Origin of the sequence: Rhizobium sp. 862_C5_N1_2, from assembly GCF_051811205.1 — a bacterium.
Classification (GTDB): Bacteria; Pseudomonadota; Alphaproteobacteria; order Rhizobiales; family Rhizobiaceae; genus Rhizobium; species Rhizobium leguminosarum.
In genome coordinates this window covers 733,765-751,762 of sequence record NZ_JBPWPT010000002.1, presented here as the reverse complement: position 1 = coordinate 751,762, position 17,998 = coordinate 733,765, and the positions used below count along the sequence as shown (strand labels likewise).

At 60.6% G+C, this 17,998-nt stretch carries 16 protein-coding genes; 2 read left to right on the top strand and 14 right to left on the bottom strand.

Going from position 1 to position 17,998, the window contains the following annotated elements:
* Positions 1-61: 61 nt before the first annotated feature.
* Positions 62-955: a LysR family transcriptional regulator gene (locus tag ACD590_RS27825; protein WP_018444481.1), complete on the top strand. Its 894-nt coding sequence runs from the start codon at positions 62-64 to the stop codon at positions 953-955.
* A 119-nt stretch (positions 956-1,074) separates the two neighbouring features.
* On the opposite strand, the gene ACD590_RS27820 is transcribed toward ACD590_RS27825, so the two are convergent.
* Positions 1,075-1,815 carry an SDR family NAD(P)-dependent oxidoreductase gene (locus ACD590_RS27820; protein WP_113544111.1) on the bottom strand — a complete coding sequence of 247 codons (741 nt, stop codon included), beginning with the start codon at positions 1,813-1,815 and terminating at the stop codon, positions 1,075-1,077.
* Here ACD590_RS27820 and ACD590_RS27815 point away from each other — a divergent pair.
* Positions 1,814-2,875, top strand: a complete 1,062-nt coding sequence (locus ACD590_RS27815) for an AraC family transcriptional regulator (protein WP_245500311.1) — start codon at positions 1,814-1,816, stop codon at positions 2,873-2,875. The two genes, ACD590_RS27820 and ACD590_RS27815, sit on opposite strands and share 2 nt — an antisense overlap.
* Before the next feature lie 294 nt (positions 2,876-3,169).
* Here ACD590_RS27815 and ACD590_RS27810 read toward each other — a convergent pair whose 3' ends face one another.
* From ACD590_RS27810 to ACD590_RS27750, 13 genes are all read right to left on the bottom strand, one after another.
* Positions 3,170-3,838, bottom strand: a complete 669-nt coding sequence (locus tag ACD590_RS27810; protein ID WP_439021010.1) for a nucleotidyltransferase family protein — start codon at positions 3,836-3,838, stop codon at positions 3,170-3,172.
* A gap of 291 nt (positions 3,839-4,129) precedes the next feature.
* Positions 4,130-4,327 (bottom strand): hypothetical protein, encoded by a 198-nt coding sequence (locus ACD590_RS27805; RefSeq protein ID WP_131590807.1) that lies wholly within the window; start codon positions 4,325-4,327, stop codon positions 4,130-4,132.
* An 11-nt stretch (positions 4,328-4,338) separates the two neighbouring features.
* The gene (locus tag ACD590_RS27800) at positions 4,339-5,031 is read right to left on the bottom strand and encodes an XdhC family protein (RefSeq protein ID WP_130716194.1); all 693 of its coding nucleotides are present in this window, start codon (positions 5,029-5,031) and stop codon (positions 4,339-4,341) included.
* Positions 5,031-5,360 carry an XdhC family protein gene (locus ACD590_RS27795; protein WP_130716195.1) on the bottom strand — a complete coding sequence of 110 codons (330 nt, stop codon included), beginning with the start codon at positions 5,358-5,360 and terminating at the stop codon, positions 5,031-5,033. The genes ACD590_RS27800 and ACD590_RS27795 overlap by 1 nt, the downstream gene beginning before the upstream one ends.
* Before the next feature lie 13 nt (positions 5,361-5,373).
* Positions 5,374-7,716 (bottom strand): beta-glucosidase, encoded by a 2,343-nt coding sequence (locus ACD590_RS27790; protein ID WP_439003865.1) that lies wholly within the window; start codon positions 7,714-7,716, stop codon positions 5,374-5,376.
* A 32-nt stretch (positions 7,717-7,748) separates the two neighbouring features.
* Complete coding sequence (locus ACD590_RS27785) at positions 7,749-8,228, bottom strand: MarR family winged helix-turn-helix transcriptional regulator (protein WP_018245249.1); 480 nt, start codon at positions 8,226-8,228, stop codon at positions 7,749-7,751.
* A gap of 52 nt (positions 8,229-8,280) precedes the next feature.
* Positions 8,281-8,877 carry a cysteine hydrolase family protein gene (locus ACD590_RS27780; protein ID WP_018245250.1) on the bottom strand — a complete coding sequence of 199 codons (597 nt, stop codon included), beginning with the start codon at positions 8,875-8,877 and terminating at the stop codon, positions 8,281-8,283.
* 2 nt (positions 8,878-8,879) lie between these two features.
* Positions 8,880-9,929: an ABC transporter ATP-binding protein gene (locus ACD590_RS27775; RefSeq protein ID WP_018245251.1), complete on the bottom strand. Its 1,050-nt coding sequence runs from the start codon at positions 9,927-9,929 to the stop codon at positions 8,880-8,882.
* On the bottom strand, positions 9,916-10,695 hold the full coding sequence (locus ACD590_RS27770; protein WP_018245252.1) for an ABC transporter permease: 780 nt from the start codon (positions 10,693-10,695) through the stop codon (positions 9,916-9,918). Before ACD590_RS27770 ends, ACD590_RS27775 begins: the two co-directional genes overlap by 14 nt.
* Before the next feature lie 10 nt (positions 10,696-10,705).
* Positions 10,706-11,620 carry an ABC transporter permease gene (locus ACD590_RS27765; RefSeq protein WP_112907577.1) on the bottom strand — a complete coding sequence of 305 codons (915 nt, stop codon included), beginning with the start codon at positions 11,618-11,620 and terminating at the stop codon, positions 10,706-10,708.
* Positions 11,610-12,686: an ABC transporter substrate-binding protein gene (locus ACD590_RS27760; protein ID WP_032981498.1), complete on the bottom strand. Its 1,077-nt coding sequence runs from the start codon at positions 12,684-12,686 to the stop codon at positions 11,610-11,612. Before ACD590_RS27760 ends, ACD590_RS27765 begins: the two co-directional genes overlap by 11 nt.
* Positions 12,687-13,052: 366 nt before the next feature.
* Complete coding sequence (locus ACD590_RS27755; protein WP_130716197.1) at positions 13,053-15,290, bottom strand: MGH1-like glycoside hydrolase domain-containing protein; 2,238 nt, start codon at positions 15,288-15,290, stop codon at positions 13,053-13,055.
* A 17-nt stretch (positions 15,291-15,307) separates the two neighbouring features.
* On the bottom strand, positions 15,308-17,992 hold the full coding sequence (locus ACD590_RS27750) for a carbohydrate-binding protein (RefSeq protein ID WP_439003864.1): 2,685 nt from the start codon (positions 17,990-17,992) through the stop codon (positions 15,308-15,310).
* Positions 17,993-17,998 lie beyond the last annotated feature (6 nt).

The window sequence follows — 17,998 nt, the reverse complement described above, 5'->3', positions numbered from 1 at the left end:
CCGATTTCGATGCGGTAGTCATCGTTTGTGCCGAACAGTGTCGCGGAACGAGGAACGCAGGATGGAGATCGAAGATCTGCGGACGTTTGTGGAGGTTGCGGATGCCGGCGGAGTGACGCCTGCTGCGCTCCGGCTGGGTGTCTCCAAATCAATGGTCAGCCGACGGCTCGTAAGGCTTGAGGCTGAGCTTGGCGTCCAGCTACTTGCAAGGTCGACACGCGGCGCGTCCTTGACGGAAGCGGGCGCCACTTTCCGGGATTATGCCGCCAGGGTCAGCGCCGAGATCGATTTGGCCAGAGACACGATCCTGCCCGCCGGCGAACTGAGCGGCCGCCTGAGAGTAGCCGCACCCCTTTCCTTCGGCCCCACCCACTTTGCATCTGTTCTGGCGGAAATGGCATCTCGCCATCCGCAACTGCAGATCCAGACCAGCTATAGCGACCGTTTCGTTGATATGATCGCGGAAGGGTTTGATTGCGCGATCCGGGTTGGCACCCTGCAAGATTCCAACCTGATTGCAAGACGAGTCGGCCCCCTCCACGGAAAATATGTCGCGAGCCCCGCCTATATCAAAGCCCATGGCTCCCCCGAAACACCGGAGGAACTCGTCACGCATCAGGCGCTTATGCAGGGGATGGAAACGTGGCAGGTGATGGACGGCGACAAGATCCTGACCATTCGCCCGCAGGGCCGTTTCAAGGCTGACAACGGGGCGGCTCTCGTCGTCGCTGCCGCGGCCGGTTTGGGTATCGCTGCCCTCCCCGATGGCCTCACCCAGGGCTATATCAATTCCGGCGCGCTAGTGACGGTCATGAAAAATCATCCGCCGCCACCGGCCGGAATCTATGTCGTTCGTCCGCCGGGACAGCACCCCTCTAGAAAGGTCCGCGTCCTGACCGAAATGCTCATCGAGTGTTTCGATCATAGCAGGCAAGGAAACGAACAGCCCGTCTAACGGATATAGAGCGGCAGATCGAGACGGTCCCGGAGCTGACGCGCAGGCCCGCGCCTATGTCGGCAGATATTTTGAGTAGAACGCCGTCAGCCCGAGCAACCAAAAGCCATTACCAAACACTACGCAAGCGCGCCGCCGTCCACCGTAAGGATGGTGCCAGTGATTTGCCGGGCGGCCGGCGTTGCGAGGAAAGCGACTGCTGCTGCGACATCCTCCGGCTGGTTAAAGCGGCCAAGGGCGCTGAGACCACGCTGATAGTCGGCGAATTCCCCCGTCTCGGGGTTCGCGTCAGTATTTGTCGATCCAGGCTGGACGAGATTAACCGTTATATCTCGGGCGCCCAGTTCGCGGGCGAGGCCACGGTTGAATGCCTGGAGCGCGCCTTTGGTCATATAGTAGACCGTACCAGGCACGCCGGCTATGCGATCCGCGCCCGCTGATCCGATGGTAATGATGCGCCCGCCTTCCTTGAGGTGGGGGATGGCAGCCTTTGCGGTCAGAACAGGCCCACGCACGTTAACGGCAAGCAGCGCGTCGATGTCCTCGATCGTGAAATCTGCAATGTTGTTGTATCGCGCGATCGCCGCATTGTTGACGAGAATATCGAGACCGCCCAGCGTGCGGACAGTTTCGTCCACCGACCGCTGGATGGCCGAAGGATCCGCGCTGTCGGCCTGTATCGCCATTGCCTTGCCCCCATTCCTTTCAATAGTCCGGAAAAGTCGCTCCGCGCTGTCGGCGGATCGCTCGTACGTTATCGCAACGTTCGCACCTTTCTCCGACAGAGCAATCGCGATCGCAGCCCCGATGCCACGCGATCCACCAGTGACGAGCGCATTCTTTCCAGCTAGTTCCTGCATGGTCGAACCCTTTCCTATTCCTGTCGCCTTGACGCCGATTTGGAGGCTCATTCCTCGCTACGGGCTGCTCCGGCAGGCTTTTTTGTTGAGCCTCAAAATAGGCAGTTGCGACGCAGGCAACATTCCTGATCTTCCCAGACACTTGCCTGATCCTACCAAATCACTACATGCTGGCGTGATGTTCGACCCTGTGAAGCCATCGACACTTCTGCTGAACGCCGTTGCTCCGTTTGTTTCGGCGCATGCGGGTACAGTCGGCGTTCCTACCCCCGTTCCGCGCTTGACGATTTGGACAAGCACAAGGGCCACGTCGCCCACTCCGGCGGTGTTCGAACCCATGTTCTATGCGGTATTGCGCGGAACCAAAGTCTTGATCATGGGCGCCAATCGGTTCGAACTGGCCACAGGCGCTTGCGCGGTATCGTCCTTTGGCCTGCCCTACAGCCACCAATTGACCGGCGCTAAGCCTAATTTCCCCTATGTCGGCATCAGCCTTCATCTTGATGCCGATATTCTGACGCGCGTCATGCTCGATATCCCCAAGCGTGAGGACCGTTGGACATGCGCAGTCGCCGCCGGCGGTCTGGAAGGACCCGTCGGCGACGCATTTGCCCGCCTCGTAGGGCTGCTGAAAGCGCCCGACGATATCGGTGCGCTGGCACCGCACTACGAGTTTGAGCTTTATTATCGCCTGCTTCAGAGCTCGATGGGCGACACGCTCCGACAGGTCAGCCAGAGAAACGGCCGATTTCAACAACTCAAGTCGGCGGCCGATTGGCTCGCTTCCAATCATAGCGAGCCTGTCAATATTCCTGAGCTGGCGGCGGCTTCTCACATGAGCGTTACAAGCTTTCACAGGCATTTCAAGGAAGTCACGGGGTTCAGCCCACTTGCGTTTCAACGCCATATTCGCTTGCTTGAGGCGCGGAAGCTCCTTGCCGGCGGCAGCACCAATGTTTCGCGCGTGGCGTATGAGGTGGGTTATAAAAGCCCGTCGCAATTCAGCCGCGAGTACAAGAGCATGTTCGGCAGCGCGCCGGTGGCTGATCTGGAGCGATGAACCCAGTCGTTATCGGCGGGGACTAGAAGACAATCAGAAATATTTCGTCACGTCTCACCAGAAACGCTCAGCCCTTGGCACCCATATTCATCGCATCAGCGCATTGGAAAGTCGTGACCGGCGCAACTGCGTAAATTCATCGGCAAACGCTTTGTCGGGGATTAAGCGAACAACGTGACATCGCCCTTCGAACACAGGCGCCGTCCCTGGCTAGCTGGCCGAGCAGATAGCCGCCAGTGACAGCCGTACGAGATCACAGCTCCCCGAGGTTGGCTCAGTCAACATTATAAGCCTTCAGGCTGTTCCAGCAGGCGTCCCGCCGGCCGCAATGATAGCCTCCGGCGTGTCGACGTCGATCCTCGCCGCATCGCCAATCTCGACGTCTGTCACCGCCAGCCCGGAGGTTTCGACCAGATGGCGGGCGCCCACATCTCCCTCCAGGCGGAGAACGGCATCGTTCAGTGCCCGCGGCAGGATGACCGGATTTCCGCGCTTGCCGCGCGACACGGCGCGAACAATAGTTTCGCCATTGGTTTCGCGAAAGGCCGTGATCAATCTGTTGAGATCGTCTGTGGTCACGCCCGGCATGTCAGCTAGCATGACGAGAACGCCCTCCGTGTCATCGGCCTCGGCAGCGGCAAAGCCCGTCGTAAGCGAACTTGCCATGCCCGACGGGTAGGCCGGATTTGCGATGATCGTCACCGGGAGATCGACCAGGACCTTGCGGATGTCATCTTGACGATGGCCGACGACAACCGTGACCGATGCGGCATCGCTGCCCATCGCGATCAGGGCTGACCGGCGAACAAGCGGCATGCCGTCAAAAGCAGCCAGCAGCTTGTGACCTCCATTCGGGCCCATGCGTGTTGCCATTCCTGCCGCCAGCAGGACGATTGCGACCTTTGGCTCCAATGACGTCTCCTTCAAGGTCTCACGCGGCATCGACCCTGTCTGGATTTCCATTAGCAGGCCACCCACGCCCATGCGACCAATATCGTACGCGTTGGGATATGCACCTACCAGGATCCGCCCCGGCAGTCGATCGAAGCCATTCCCTTTTGGGGCTGCGGGAGTCACCCCGGCGCCCCGACGGCATAACAGGTACCGATCTCGCCGAGAAACCATGAGGTTTCCCGGATCGATCGGCATGTCGACGCGCAGGATACGACTGACCGCCTCGCGACTGCCTGCGGGAATGAAATCGCCATGATCGATCGCCGCGTATGCACCGACGACGATGATCAGTCACGGGCTTCATCGGCAATGGACGGCCGCATCTCTCCGAATGGTATCGCCGATGCGGGCTGCCGTCACCTTGACGAAGGCCAGCCCGCTCCAGCTACACAAGGTCGCCTTGGCGCAGTATATGCCGCTTCGAAAAGGCTTCTTCCGCAAGTCGTAGCGCATGAGGCGACCAGCCAGCGTCGTCGGCAAGAACTGACGGCGTTTCATTGCGGCCCATCCTAGGAGAGCGAAGGGCGGCGCGAGTGAAGCGCCTGGATGACCTGAGCCAATATGGCCACGGCGATCTCGGCGGGGTTGGACGCACCTATATCAAGCCCGATCGGAGCGTGGATGGTTGAAAGTGCATCGGCGCCAAAGCCGTCTGCGGCAAGGCGTTCGGTCCGCGCGGCGTGGGTCTTTTGACTGCCGAGTGCGCCAATGTAGAAGCAGCCGGTGCGCAATGCCGCGGCCAGGGGAAAATCATCGATCTTCGGATCGTGGGTGAGCGCGACCAAGGCGGTGTAACGGTCGAGCGGATCGGCCGTAAGCGCATCGGCAGGCCAATCGGCGGACAGCAGCACGTCAGGAAAGCGATCCCGCGTCGCAAAGGCCGTGCGAGGGTCTATGACCCGCACATCGAAGCCAGCGAGCCTTGCCATCTGCGTCAGACATTGGCTGATATGGACGGCGCCGATGATGGCAATACGCGGGGCGGGCATGTAAACGTTGACGAAGCCGCTTGCGGAAGCGCTGTCGAAGGCTATAGAGCGGCCGGACCGAAAGGCACGTTCGACGAGTGCGACAAACGGTTCCTCGATCGGGTCACCTTCCAGGATGACATGCTCCTCGTCGGCATGATGATCGGTCAGAAGCACTGCGGCAACACGTTTTCGACGCGCGGCGTTCAGGCTTTGCAGACTGTTGAGGCGCATCAGCCGATCCTTTCGACATAGACGCGGATGCGCCCGCCGCAGGACAAGCCGACTCGCCAGGCAGTTTCGTCCGCGACACCGAATTCCAGCATCTGCGCCTTGCCGTCGGCAATCACATCGATGGCCGCCGTGATCACCGCAGCTTCGATGCAGCCGCCGGAGACCGAGCCTTCGAAATTGCCATCAGCGTCGACCACCAGATGGCTGCCCGCCAAACACGGCGCCGAACCCCAGGTTTCGATCACGGTCGCAATCGAAACATCACGACCAGCCGCTATCCATTCTTCGGCAGCAAAAAGTGGGTCGGTTGCGTGTATTGCGGTTGTCATTTCGGCCCTCAGGTCAATTGTCGTTTAGCCCTGCAAAGATCTTGGCGATATCCGTCTCTTTGACGCTATCTCCGACATACCAGCTCAAAGTGTCGTAGAATCCGAGAAAGGACCCCTTCGTTTTTGCAAGGAGCGCCGTAGCTTCTGCACTTGAGATCGAAAGCCTGGCGACGAAGAAACTGACAAGAACAGCTTCAGCCCTAGGGTGGGCAAAGATGAGGGCTGTTGGAGAATTGGGCGAAATCAGTGGCAACACGGGAGCGGGCAATTTACATGGCAGAGTAACTGACAAGCGGATATCGCGGGAGGATGCCGCAGCTTCGATCACGAAAGCCTCCGCATCGAGAACCCAAGCGGAGCGTGCCGTATCGAAATAGCGGAAATCGCGCTGCCTCAGCGTCAAGCTCACCGTCTTCGTCTCGCCAGGCTGCAGATGCAGCTTGGCGAAGGACTTGAGCTCGCGGATTGGCCGCTTCAGGCCGGGCGCAAGCGGGTGCACATAAAGCTGGACCACTTCCTTGCCGGCGACCGATCCGCTGTTACGGACAGTAACACGCACCGCGCAACTCGTATCCGCGCCGATCTCGCTCTTGTCGAGCTCCATATTCTCATACGTGAACGAGGTGTAGCTGAGCCCATGCCCGAACGGGAAAGCGGGGACGATTTCTTTTAAGTCATAGAACCGATACCCGACGAAAATACCCTCGCTATAGACATGCCGCCCGTGCTCGCCCGGGTAGGTGTGCCATCCTGGGATATCGTTCACGCGCGCGGGCATGCTGGCGGAGAGTTTACCGCAAGGGTTCTGCTCGCCGAACAGAATACGGGCGATCGCTTCGCCGCCGCCCTGCCCGGCATAGAAGCTGGCAAGCACGGCATCAACATCCTGGAGCCACGGCATCTCGACGGTATCCGGCATCGACAGCACGACGACGATCTTGCGACCGGCTGACGCCAGTGCCTTGATGAGGGCGTCGTGGCTGGCGGCGAGCTTCAGTGTGTCGCGGTCATTGCCTTCGCCGTGGCGGCTCTTCTCGTTTTCCGCGAACACCACAACGACATCGGCGCGTGACGCAGCCTCAACGATCGCCTCGATCGAGGCCAACAGGTCCCCCTGCGCGGCGCAGGAGAAGGGCTGATGCCGCACCGTCAAGGTGTCTCCCGCCCGCTTGGCGATCTGAGCCAAGGGACTGTCGACGCGATAAGGATTGGTGGTGGCCGAGCCGGAGCCCTGGATGACCGGAATGACAGCGCCATCGCCGACGATGAGAAGCTCGCCCAGGCAGCCGGGATCAAGTGGCAGCGCCTTGCCTACGTTGCGCAGCAGCACGATCGATTCCGCCGCGATTTCGCGTGACAGCGCATGGTGCGCGTCGAGATCCGCCGCCGTGCCGCGCTTCTCGTGCATCTTGCACTTGATCACGAACGCCAGAACCCTGGCGCAGGCGGCATCGATCAACTCAGTCGGCACGTCGCCGGCTTCGATCGCGGCGTGAAGGCGCGCCTTGCGCGGCTGGCTTTCCGGCATGTCGAGTTCGGTGCCGGCATTGAGCGCGGCGCCACGATCCTTGATCGCATGCCAGTCGGAGACGACCAGCCCGTCATAACCCCATTCCTCGCGCAGCACGGTGCGGAGCAGCCAATGATGCTCGGCTGCCTGGATGCCGTTCAGCGGATTGTAGGCGCTCATCACGGTCCACGGCGCGCTCCTTTCGATTGCCCGCTCGAAGCCCGCCAGATAGATTTCGCGCAGGGCCCGCTCGTCGACATCGGAACTGGTCGTGGTTCGCTCGATTTCCGAATTGTTGCAGGCGAAATGCTTCAGCGAGGCGCCGACGCCATGATCCTGCAGGCCTGAGATGACAGCAGCAGCGAGTTCACCACTGATGACGGGATCCTCGGAATAATATTCGTAGGCCCGCCCAGCCAATGGCGTGCGCCGGATGTTGATGCCGGGGCCAAGTAGCAGATGAACGCCGAAATCCTGGCACTCGGCCGCAAGTGCCGCCCCCATGCGGTAGGCAAGATCGATATCCCAGGAACAGCCGAGCAGATTGCCGTTTGGAAAGCATGTGGCCGGGCGGGTAGCGCCGAACATGCCGCCTGGCCCATCGCCCTGTTGCCCGACGAGATCGAGGAATGCCTGAAGACTGTCCTCGTCGTTGTCGCCGGCATCGATCTGGGTGGTCGAATAGCGCACGCCATACGCACCATCGGTCATGACGACCGAAGGGATGCCGAGCCTTTCGATCGATGCCGTTTTCCACAGCCCGCGTCCGCTCAGTAGAGCGACCTTTTCGCCGACGGTCATTTGGCCAACGAGCGATGGGATTTCGTCTTCGCTGAGTTGGAACATGGGTAGTCTCCGAGGTTACGGCAGGCGTCGGCTCAGCAGATTTTCTGAAGGAGTTCCATTAGCATCATGCGCTCGGCAACCGTCAGGTTACTCAGTGTTTCCTGCGAAATCTGCAGTGCGACCGACAGGTTGCGAGCCACCGTCGCCTCGCCGTCCGGCGTCAGCGTCAGCACCAGCCGCCGTGCGTCGGTTGCGTCGGGTGCTGTGTGAACCAGCCCGCGCTTCACCAGTCGATCGACGACCCCCTTGATTGTCGCCATGTCCATGGCGGTTTCACGGCCGAGATTGCCCTGCGAACAGGGCTGCAGTTCGTTGAGCTTGACCAGCGCTGCCCATTGGGTCGTGGTCAGTTTCTCCGCCATCAGGCTCGCAAAGATCGCCACGTGCCGCTGGTTTGCCTGCCGCAGATAGAAGCCGATCTGTTCGCCAAGCGCATACTCGGCCTGCTGGCCTTGAACCTTAGGCTGTGCCGCCTTCCTGCGGCCGCCTTTGTCTTTGAAGGGAACATCCATCGGATCTCTCAAATCTGCCTGTTCGTCGTGATTGGCAATCGCATTGTCGAACTCAGTCTCGCCATAAATCCAGGATGGCTTCTGTCGATAAGATTTCGATCTGCTCCGAAAGCCTCGGCACCAAGATCTCGGTTACCATGGCGTGCGCTTTCATGTCACCGCTTCCCAGCGCATCCTCGGCCAGGATGACCCGGTAGCCGGCGTCCACCGCATCGAGAACGCTCGCGTAGACGCAGACGTCTGTCTCGACGCCTGAGAAAATCAGAGTGTCCGTTCCCGAGTTCTGCAAGCGGCGGGCGAAACCAGGCGAACCGAAGACGGAATAGGTTTCTTTGTCGACGATGGAGCCAGGACCGGCGATCGCCGCCAGCGGCGCGACCAGATCCAGCACGGTCGCGTCGAGCTCATCCAGCGTCACCGATGACCAGCGGCGATAGTAGTTCTTCCAGCGGCCTTTTGCATCTTCCGCGTTCTGCGGAACCACAAATCGGACAAAGATCGTGTCGAACGGGCGCGCTTGGCTGAGCGCCAGCACGTTCGGAAGAATGTCGGCGATTGCTGGTGTATGCCACGCCGTTTCCTCGGCAAACAGACGTTGCATGTCGATGACGACATGCAACGTATTCTTGGAGAGCGGCGCGGTTGCCATGATCAGTCGGCCACCGAGACGGTGTGTTCCGGGGCCCAGCTCAGGGTGATGCTGTCTCCATCGCTCAGAATCTTCCCATCGCGGTTCTGCGCAAACAGCTTCAGCGGCAGGCCATCGGCAGTCTCTAGCAGATAGGAAAGCACGGGACCTGCATAGATGACCGTGGTGATGCGTGCCGTTAGGCTATTGCCGTCCGTCGGACCAGATACGATCGACATCTTTTCCGGGCGAACCGCGAGCGTAATTTTGGATCCGCTTGATGGCAACGTCCCGGTGGTCCGGACGACCGTCCCATCGGCCAGACGCACGGCTCCATTATCCACCGTCCCGGTGAGGAAGTTGGAATCGCCGAGGAATTCCGCTGCAAAGCGCGTCAGTGGCCGTTCGTAGACGGTTTCCGGCTCGCCGATCTGGACGATGCGGCCCTTGTCGAGGATGGCCACCTTGTCGGACAGCGTCAGCGCTTCTTCCTGGTCGTGGGTGACGAAGATCGTCGTCAGGCCGCTTTCACGCTGGATGCGCAGTAGTTCGACCTGCATCTCCTGGCGAAGGCGGCGATCGAGCGCCGACAGCGGCTCGTCGAGAAGAAGTACGCTCGGCTTGATGACGATGGCGCGGGCCAGTGCGACGCGCTGCTGCTGCCCCCCGGACAGTTGCTTGGGCGTGCGGTCGCCGAAGCCGGGAAGACGGACCATCTCAAGAGCCCGATCAACTTCCTTGCGCGCGGCGGCGCCCTTGATGCCTCGACGTTCGAGACCGAAGGCGACGTTCTGGGCGATCGTCATATGCGGGAAAAGTGCGTAGGACTGGAACATCATGCCAATGTTGCGGCCCCAGACAGGGATGTCGGTGACATCGTTGTTGCCGATCCTGACGATACCCTGGTCCGGCTTGATGAAGCCCGCGATGATGCGCAGAAGCGTGGTCTTGCCGGAACCGGATGGGCCGAGAAGGCTGGTGAAGGAGCCTTCGGGAAACTCGGTGGTGATATCCGACAGGACGGGCGTGGTGCCGTAGGTCTTGGCGACGGAATTGACTTTAACGTTTGTCACGAGTGTCTCCAGGCTTGGCGAAACGCGCAAAAATCAGGATGATCGTCATCGAGCCGAGCAGAAGTACGGTCGAGATCGCGTTGATTTCGGGGGTGAAGCCCTTGCGGATCGAGGAGTAGATTTGCACCGGCAGCGTGGTGTAGCCGGGCGTTGCGAGAAAGTAGGAAATCACGAACTGGTCGAGCGAAACCGCGAAGGCAAACAGCGCGGCGCCTAGGATGCTCGGATAGAGCAGCGGCAATGTCACCGAGAAAAAGGCGTGAACCGGTGTGGATCCGAGGCTCATGGCTGCTTCTTCCAGATCGGCACGAATAGTACGGAAGCCGGTCCCGACCACCAGAACCACATAGGGGATTGCGAGTGCGACGTGGCCGATCAGCAGGGCATGCATGCCACGCCCGATGCCGCTCCAGTAAAAAAAGATCAGCATCGCCGTGCCGGTAATCAGCCACGGAATGGCAATCGGCGGCAGTAGCATTAGCTGCAGCAGGCTCCTGCCGCGGAATGTCCGTCGCGACAGCGCCACCGAAGCCATGGTCCCAAGCGCCGTCGCCAGCACTGCCGTGATCGTGGCGATGACGATGCTGTTCAGGCCAGCCGTCAGAAGCACGGTGTTGCTCGACAGAGCCTGATACCATTGCAACGAGAAACTGAAGGGCAGTTCATAGAGCGGCGATGCGTTGAACCCCATTGCCATCATCACGAGAATGGGCGTGTAGAGGAAGATAAGGATCGCAATGAGATAGATACGGCCAAGCGGTTTCATGATCCTCTCCTCAAGCTACCGTGCCACGGCGCAGAGCGCCGGAGAAGGTTGCGAAAATGGCGAGCACGACGGCCAGAAGCGTAAAGGACAAAGATGCGCCTAGCGGCCAGTTGAAGGCCTGCGTGAACTGGTCTTCGATCACCGTTCCCATGGTGACGCCGACACGTCCGCCCAGGATGCGCGGTTCCATGAACGAGCCGATCACCGGAATGAAGATCAGGACGGAGCCAGAAATCAGGCCGGGTGCGGCGAGCGGCACCAAAATCTTGAACAAAATGGTCCACCAGCGCGCGCCGAGACTCGATGCAGCCTCAATGATCGCGTCATCGATAGCCACAAGCGCGATGTAGCAAGTCAGGATCATGTAGGGCAGATAGCCGTGAACAAGACCGACCACGATGGCATAGCGGGTATAAAGAAAACCGATCGATCCGGCATCGGGCGCGATCATATGCAGGAGATTGTCAAGGAAGCCGTTTTCCCGGAGTACCATGGTCCACGAAAAGACGCGCACAAGACCGTTGGTCCAGAATGGCAGGAGAATGAGGATCAACAACATCTCACGCGTCTTGCCGAAGGTCGAGCGGACCAAAGCCACAGCCGCCAGGAAACCCAGCACGGCGCAGAACAGCGTCGTCCAGAAGCCGATCAGCAGCGACGTGATGCCGATCCCGATCAGATAGGGTTGGTCGATGAACGCGCGGTACTGCTTCAGCGTAAAGACGATCGGGGCCTTGCCCATCGGTGTCGCGGACATGAAGCTGAACACGAGCATGGTCAGCAGCGGCAGGAAAACGGCAAGTGTCAGCCATCCATAGGTCGGCAGCAGCAGTGCCGTCGTCGATATCCATGGGGGGAGCGGGCGCCGGCTGCGCGGACCCGAAGGTCCGCGCTCTGACGCTGAAATCACTCGATCATTCTGCATAGAAGGCTTTCACTTCCTGCCAGATATTGTTGAAGGCTTCACGGCGGTCGTCGGGAATGCCCGAGACAAAGGACGTCGTCTTTAAGTACTCGGTCTTGTGCACCAAACGCGTGAGATCGTCGGCCGGGAGTGCCGAAAGGGCTGCCGAATTCGACGAGGCGGGCGCCCCTATCTTGGTTGCCCACTCGACATAAAATGTCGGATCGATCATCCAGTTGATGAAGGCAAGAGCACCTTCTGGATTCGGCGCCGATGACGGAATCCCGAGACCGTCGACCCAACCGACGCCGCCTTCCTTAGGCACTACGAACTGAACGGGAAGTTTGGAAACGCGCTTGGAGCGTACTGAACCGCCCGACCAGAACAGCGACAGGTCGAATTCCTTGGCGGCGAACGACTTGTTCCACTGGTCTTCCGTCGACCACAGCAACTTGACGTTCGGCTTGATGGACTTCAGCGCGGCCGTGACAGCAGCCAGATCCTTGGGATCGTTGATGTCCTGCCCGCTCATCAGCGCGCCGACACCGACATTGATGATGGCGTCGTCGTCCATGGCAACACGACCCTTATAGGCCGGGTCTGCGAGGACCGCATAACTGTCGGGAACGGTCATGCCTTCACGGATGGCAAGCGAGGTCATGCCCCAGACCCAAGGAACGGCATAGCCCTTGCCGTCCTTGCTGAAGTTCGGGTTGGCGCGGAGGGTCTCATCGACCGTTGAGGCGTTTGGAACCTTGCTGAAATCGATCGGCTGCAGCAGGTCTTCGGCAACCGCCTGGGCGCAACGCGCAGCGTTGAGGATAACGAGATCATAAGCCCCCGGATTGGTGCGCAGCTTGGTGAGCATTTCCGATTCCGAGCTATAGTAGTCGTGAACGACCGTGATGCCGGTCTTTGCCGCGAAAGCCTCGACAGACCATTTTTCGTCCGTTCCGTAGCCTTGCCAGTTCAGGACCGTGATGGTGCCCGCCGAAAAAGCCTTGCGCGGGAGGCTAGAGAAGCTGACGCCAGCGACAAGCGCCGCGGACATTAATTTCATCGTGTTGCGTCTGGTGAGTTCAGTCATTGTGGCACCCCTCTTGAACATACACAGTTATGGACGATCGTGACCGCGGTCAGCGACCTCAACGGATCGGCAAGGCCGAAAACAGAAGACATGCCAAATGCACATCAACTAATTTGTGTACCAACTATAACCAGAGGAGAGCGAAGGCTCGAGGCGCATGATTTCCAGGCGAGCAAAAGCCTGCGCCGCAAAGAGCGGAACATGACTTCATAACCGAGATATCGGTGCCGTACTTCGATAATGACCCACCTAAATCATTCGATTGTCGGTGGACCTTTAGTTCAAACCCTCTGATCTTTGAAATCAGTCTTTTTGTTTTTTTATTTGCATACAAACTATTAATGACGAATTGACAGGTGTCAAGCGCTACCTTGCGTCTGCAGCGGAAAAATAGATGTCGAGTCGGCGGTCCTGCGCGCTTTCGGCAATCGTGAGGCGTATGCCTTCTGCGCTTGCAACATAGCCGATCCCCCGCCCATCGAGACGAACAGCAAGGACATCGCCGATATCCAACCGAGGCAGATCGATGTAGCCAGCTGCGGCAACAGGCGCGATGGTGCAGGCCAGTCGTCCATCGCTCATGACGATGCGCGAAAGCGTCGTTTGCAGGTCCGTCCGCAACATCACGCGGCCATTGAGCGTCATCGACAAAGCAGCGGCCTCGACCTGCAGATGCAAAGTCCCCGATGGCGACAACATTGGCCCTAGCGCCAGGTCGCGGCCGGTGTTGCGCACTGTCCAGCCCGTCCACGGATCAAATTCGACGATTTCGCCGGTTGCCATCATTGGCAGCATGGCGGCCCAGATGTAGAACGGGTCGGTGTCACCCTGGTCCAGTGCCTCGCCGGTCACGGCGTTGTAGTTTTCGGAGGCGATGCGATCCTCGCGCCAGTTCTTCATGAAGAGGTCGTAGCTCTGGCCGGCGAGCTTGCTCGCTTCGGCCGTGAAGCCGTAGCGACGCAGGCCGAGCCAGACCATGTAGTTGACATTCGGCCAGATGCGGCCGCGCCAGTAGACGTTGTCGGCGAAGGCCGGATCGTCACGCGTCGCGTTCGGCAGCACGAAGTCCCCGCCGAAAGTGGTCTCGTCGCTCAGATGTTCGAGCAGACGCGCCGCCTGAGCCGGCGTCGCGGCGCCGCAAAGCAGCGGATAGAAGCTGGTCGGCGACAGCGATCGGACAAAACCACCGCGGCGCTGTCGATTGGCAAAGATGCCGCGACTTTCATCCCAGAGCGTTTCCGAGATCAGCGTCCGGTGGCGTTCGGCCAAAGCGGCGAATTGGCGGGCATCGTCATGCTTGCCGAGCACGACGGCCATTTTTGAGAGCATTTCGGCATCGAGAGCGGCCGCGCAGTTGAGGCCGAGGTCGAAGGTCGAGAGCGTCCGGGTGACGGGATCGTAGATCGCTTCGTCATGCGTCGCGGAGTTGTCCATGCCGGTCTCGTTGCGCGCGCCGAAGGCAGTCCCCTTGTACAGGCCCTCACCTACATCAGAGGTGCCGCAGGACAGCAGGCCGAAACCATCGGGATCGCGATTGTCCTGCCACCAGCGCCGATTGCGCACCAGCGCGTCGTAGCTTGCCTGGATCATCGACCGTTCGCCGGTCCGCTGGTAGAGCTGCCAGACGACGAGCGCGCCGAACGGCAGCTGGGTGCGATCGACCCAGGCATCGTTGGAGGTGACGATGCAGGCGATGTTGCCCTGCGGCGTTGCGCCGGCCATGGCGGTCGCCATGTTTTCGCGCGCCAGATCGGCGTCGAACACGCCGGCGAGAAGGGCCGCGAAAATCTGGTCGTTGAACCAGACGGCAAATTTCCCGAGATTCCAAATCCGCGTCACCGCCGTATAGGGCCGCGCGTTGGTCTCGTCCCAGATGGTGTTCCAGGCGACCACGTCGCGCATTGCGTCGAGGGCGCCCTCGAACAGGCCGGTCTGCGCCACGGCGAGCTCAGCCGGCGCGCCGGCCGCAAGGCAGGCCTTCGCCTTTGCGATCGCGAGCTCGGCGCTGTCGGCGACGCCCGCCGCATAGGCGCCCTGGCGCATCATCTCAAGATTGAAGCGCAGGGCGATCACCGGCGCTTCGTTTTTGCGCGTGGCGGTGTAGAAATAGCCGTTCTCCTCGAAGTCCGCCCGCAGCGCGTCGATCGTGTCGTGGCCGGTGACGTGCACCGGCGCCTCGGCGGTCGCGACCGCCACGAATCGCGTGCCAACCTTCAGCAGCGTAATGTTGCGTGCCGCATCATGGACCGCCACCTCACCGCCATCGGAGGAGATCGCCAGCGTCACCCAAAATCGCAGCCCCCATTCGGCCGACACCTTGCCGGTCCACCTGCCGCGTACGGCGAAGGGGTCGGTCTTGGTCGTCGAAAACGAGACCGTCGTACCGCTGAGGTCTGTCTCCAGCTCGATCAACGAGCCGTCAATGGTGTGACGGCCGAGGCGAACGGCGTCGCGCCGCGGCTCTATCGCGGAGGTCGTCCTGCTACGCGTTGAATACAGAACGGGCGTGATCCGCACGCCGAGCGGCAGGAAGACCATTTCGGCCGGCCGGCTTGACCAGCTGTTCCAGGCACGCATCAGGGGGATTGTCGAATGTTGTAGCATGGCTCTGTAACTTCCGGTCAGTGTGTCAGCGGAATAAGTTTCGGTACTGCGGACAGGCCGCTCTTGTCGGCCGTATCGCCGAGATAAGGCGTGTTGGCGTAATATCGGTTTGCCGCCGTGTTGGCGACGCGCAACTCGAGCGAATGGACGCCAGGACGCAACCGGCCGAGCGCAAAACGATAGGGCCGCCAGCCCCGCCGATCGATCTGCCGGCCGTCCAGGCTGGCGGCGACCACGGTCGCGACGTCAGGCAACTCGAGAAACCAGTCGGCCTCGTCGCCGATCTCCAGCGCCAGCCGGTAGATCCCGGTGCCGGACAAATCGGCAAATCCCTGCGTCTCCCATCCGGTCTCAACCGAAATCGGCACGAATGCCGCATTGGCCGCCGGCGCAAAACTCCAACCATCGACAAGTGAGACGGCGCGCGCGGGGTCAAGCGCTGGCTGGTTCGAGAGATGGCCATCGCCTGCGCCCCCATGCGTTGTCTGACGCAGGCGGAGGCAGCGCGCTTCCTGCGCTTCGAGCGTGACGGTCAATTGACTGAAGGCAGCGGCCTCCTCGATCTTGCCTGTCGTGGCGGACCAGACTTCGCAGTCGAAACCGTCATTGAAGAAAATCTCACTTTCCAGCGCGGCTTCACCATCGTTGAAGAGAACGATCCGCCACCAGCCATTGTCCTCGTATCCGGCCCATTGCCAGAGCCGGTCCGCGGGATGGCCGGTGATGACAGGACCGGACGGCGGAAGCGCTGCCAGCAGCGCGTCGATATCGCTGCCGCCGGGCATCCGATCGATATGCGTCGACGCCACCGCAGCCACAGGATCCGTGGCATCGCAAACGGTCGACAGGCGATCTCCGGAAGACCAGACGACACCGCCAGCGGCGCGGAAGGTCTCCAGTGCCCGCACCGTTTTTTTCGTCTCCAGCACGGTCACCGATGGCAGGATCAGGGCATCGAAGACCAGCCCCGAGACCAGCATCTGGCCGTCCTCGATCCTCGCCTTGGCCAGATCGGCCTCGCTGACGAACATGAAGTCGCAGCGCCTGGCCAGAAGCCCTTCGCACCATGCACCGATGTGAGTGGCATGGCCGTGGCGTGGGCCTTCTGCGAAGGCGGTATGAAGTGGATAGAGGATTGCGACCGGGGTGCGGGGTGTGGCCGGCTCGATGAAGGCTGAGATACGCGCGGTCTCCTGCGAAAACAGGTCATGATAGCCCCACCAGGGCTCAAAGTTGATGCCCGGCGCGAAATCGAAACGCGGATTGGTAAAGGGCGTCGGATCGTTGTCGCGTCCATCCGTCTGGTAGACGCCGTGCCATAGAAACTGGCGAGTGCCGAGGCAATAAAGCCGGATTGCCTGCGCCCGCATCGTCTCCAGCGTCAGTTCCCATTGCCCGGCGGCGCGCACCGGCGTTCGCTCGGCACTGGCATAGGTTTCGACGACACAGCGGCTGCGGCCATTCGAGCGGGCAACGGAATCGCCGAGCTTGGGCGCCAGCTGTGCGACGAAATTGTTGGAGTCGACCGTCGTCTCATGCCTGTAGGCATCGATGCCGAAGAAATCCACGGCAAGCGCGACCCTGGGGTCAATGCTGGTGAAGCCCCCGTTCAAGGCCCACGAACTGATATGCGGCAGGATTTCGTGCCCCGTGAGTGCGATGCCCTTGCGTTCGGCCCATCGACGCAGCGTGCCCGAGAAGGCATCGTTCATCAGGGCTGAATAAGCGGCATAAAATTGCGCGCGCAGCCGCAAGGTGTCAGGCCCGACATTGCGCAGCAGCGCCAGCAGCGTCTTGGCGAACGGCTGGCCCGTGTTTTGCAAAACGGCATCCGGCAGCGTCGAAGCAAATAGCAGACTGTTGCCAAGACTGCCCGAAATCTGATCCCATTTGTAAAAGCCGGCCGCCGGCTGGTCATAGAAGACCAAGCCGACGGGATCAGGTACGAGATCACCAAGCGCTTCGACGAGCGGATCGAGCCCGACGTCGATAAACCGCTCCGTGGCTTCCGGCAGGAGGTAGTTGATCAACCGAGACGTCGTGGAGCGCGCGCTGATGAATACCGTTATCGTCTGGCCGTCTTTAATCTCCCCGTCGAATGCGTAGGTGCAGGAAACACCGTCGCTTCTAACGACTGATGTCTGCGTGGTCACATCGACAATCTCGTCCAGACTGCCAACCTCACCGGAGGAATGCAGCAGGGCCGACGCGACCATCCATTCGCACCACTCGACCCGACCGCCTTCATATTGCCACTCGAAAATGTCCGATCCCATCTTCCGAGTGAAAGGCGGATGAATGCCACTGATCTCACCCCGCGGATCTCCTGAGGACATCCAGAACAGATGGCGCTCGCGCAGGTCGTCGCGGTCCACGACTGTCCGGCCGCCGGCGTGCCCACTGATCCAGTTATAGTCGTCGTAGATCCCGAGCTTCAGCCCCAGCTCGGCGGCGATGCCGGCCGCAGCGCGATAGGCGACGAGGTAGGCCGGCGACAGGTAGTCGTCGCGCGACATCGCAAGCCGAGCCTGGATCAGGATCGAGCCGATCCCCTTCTGTTTGAAATCGGCAAGCTGCGCGTGGCAGACCTCCTCTGTCGGGATCGAATGCCAGAACCAGTAGGCCGACGGTCGGAACGCTGTTGTCGGGTTCTCGAATAAGTCGCGGCGATCGATGTCCTGCCCGGTTCGGATCTGCTCCAATCGTCT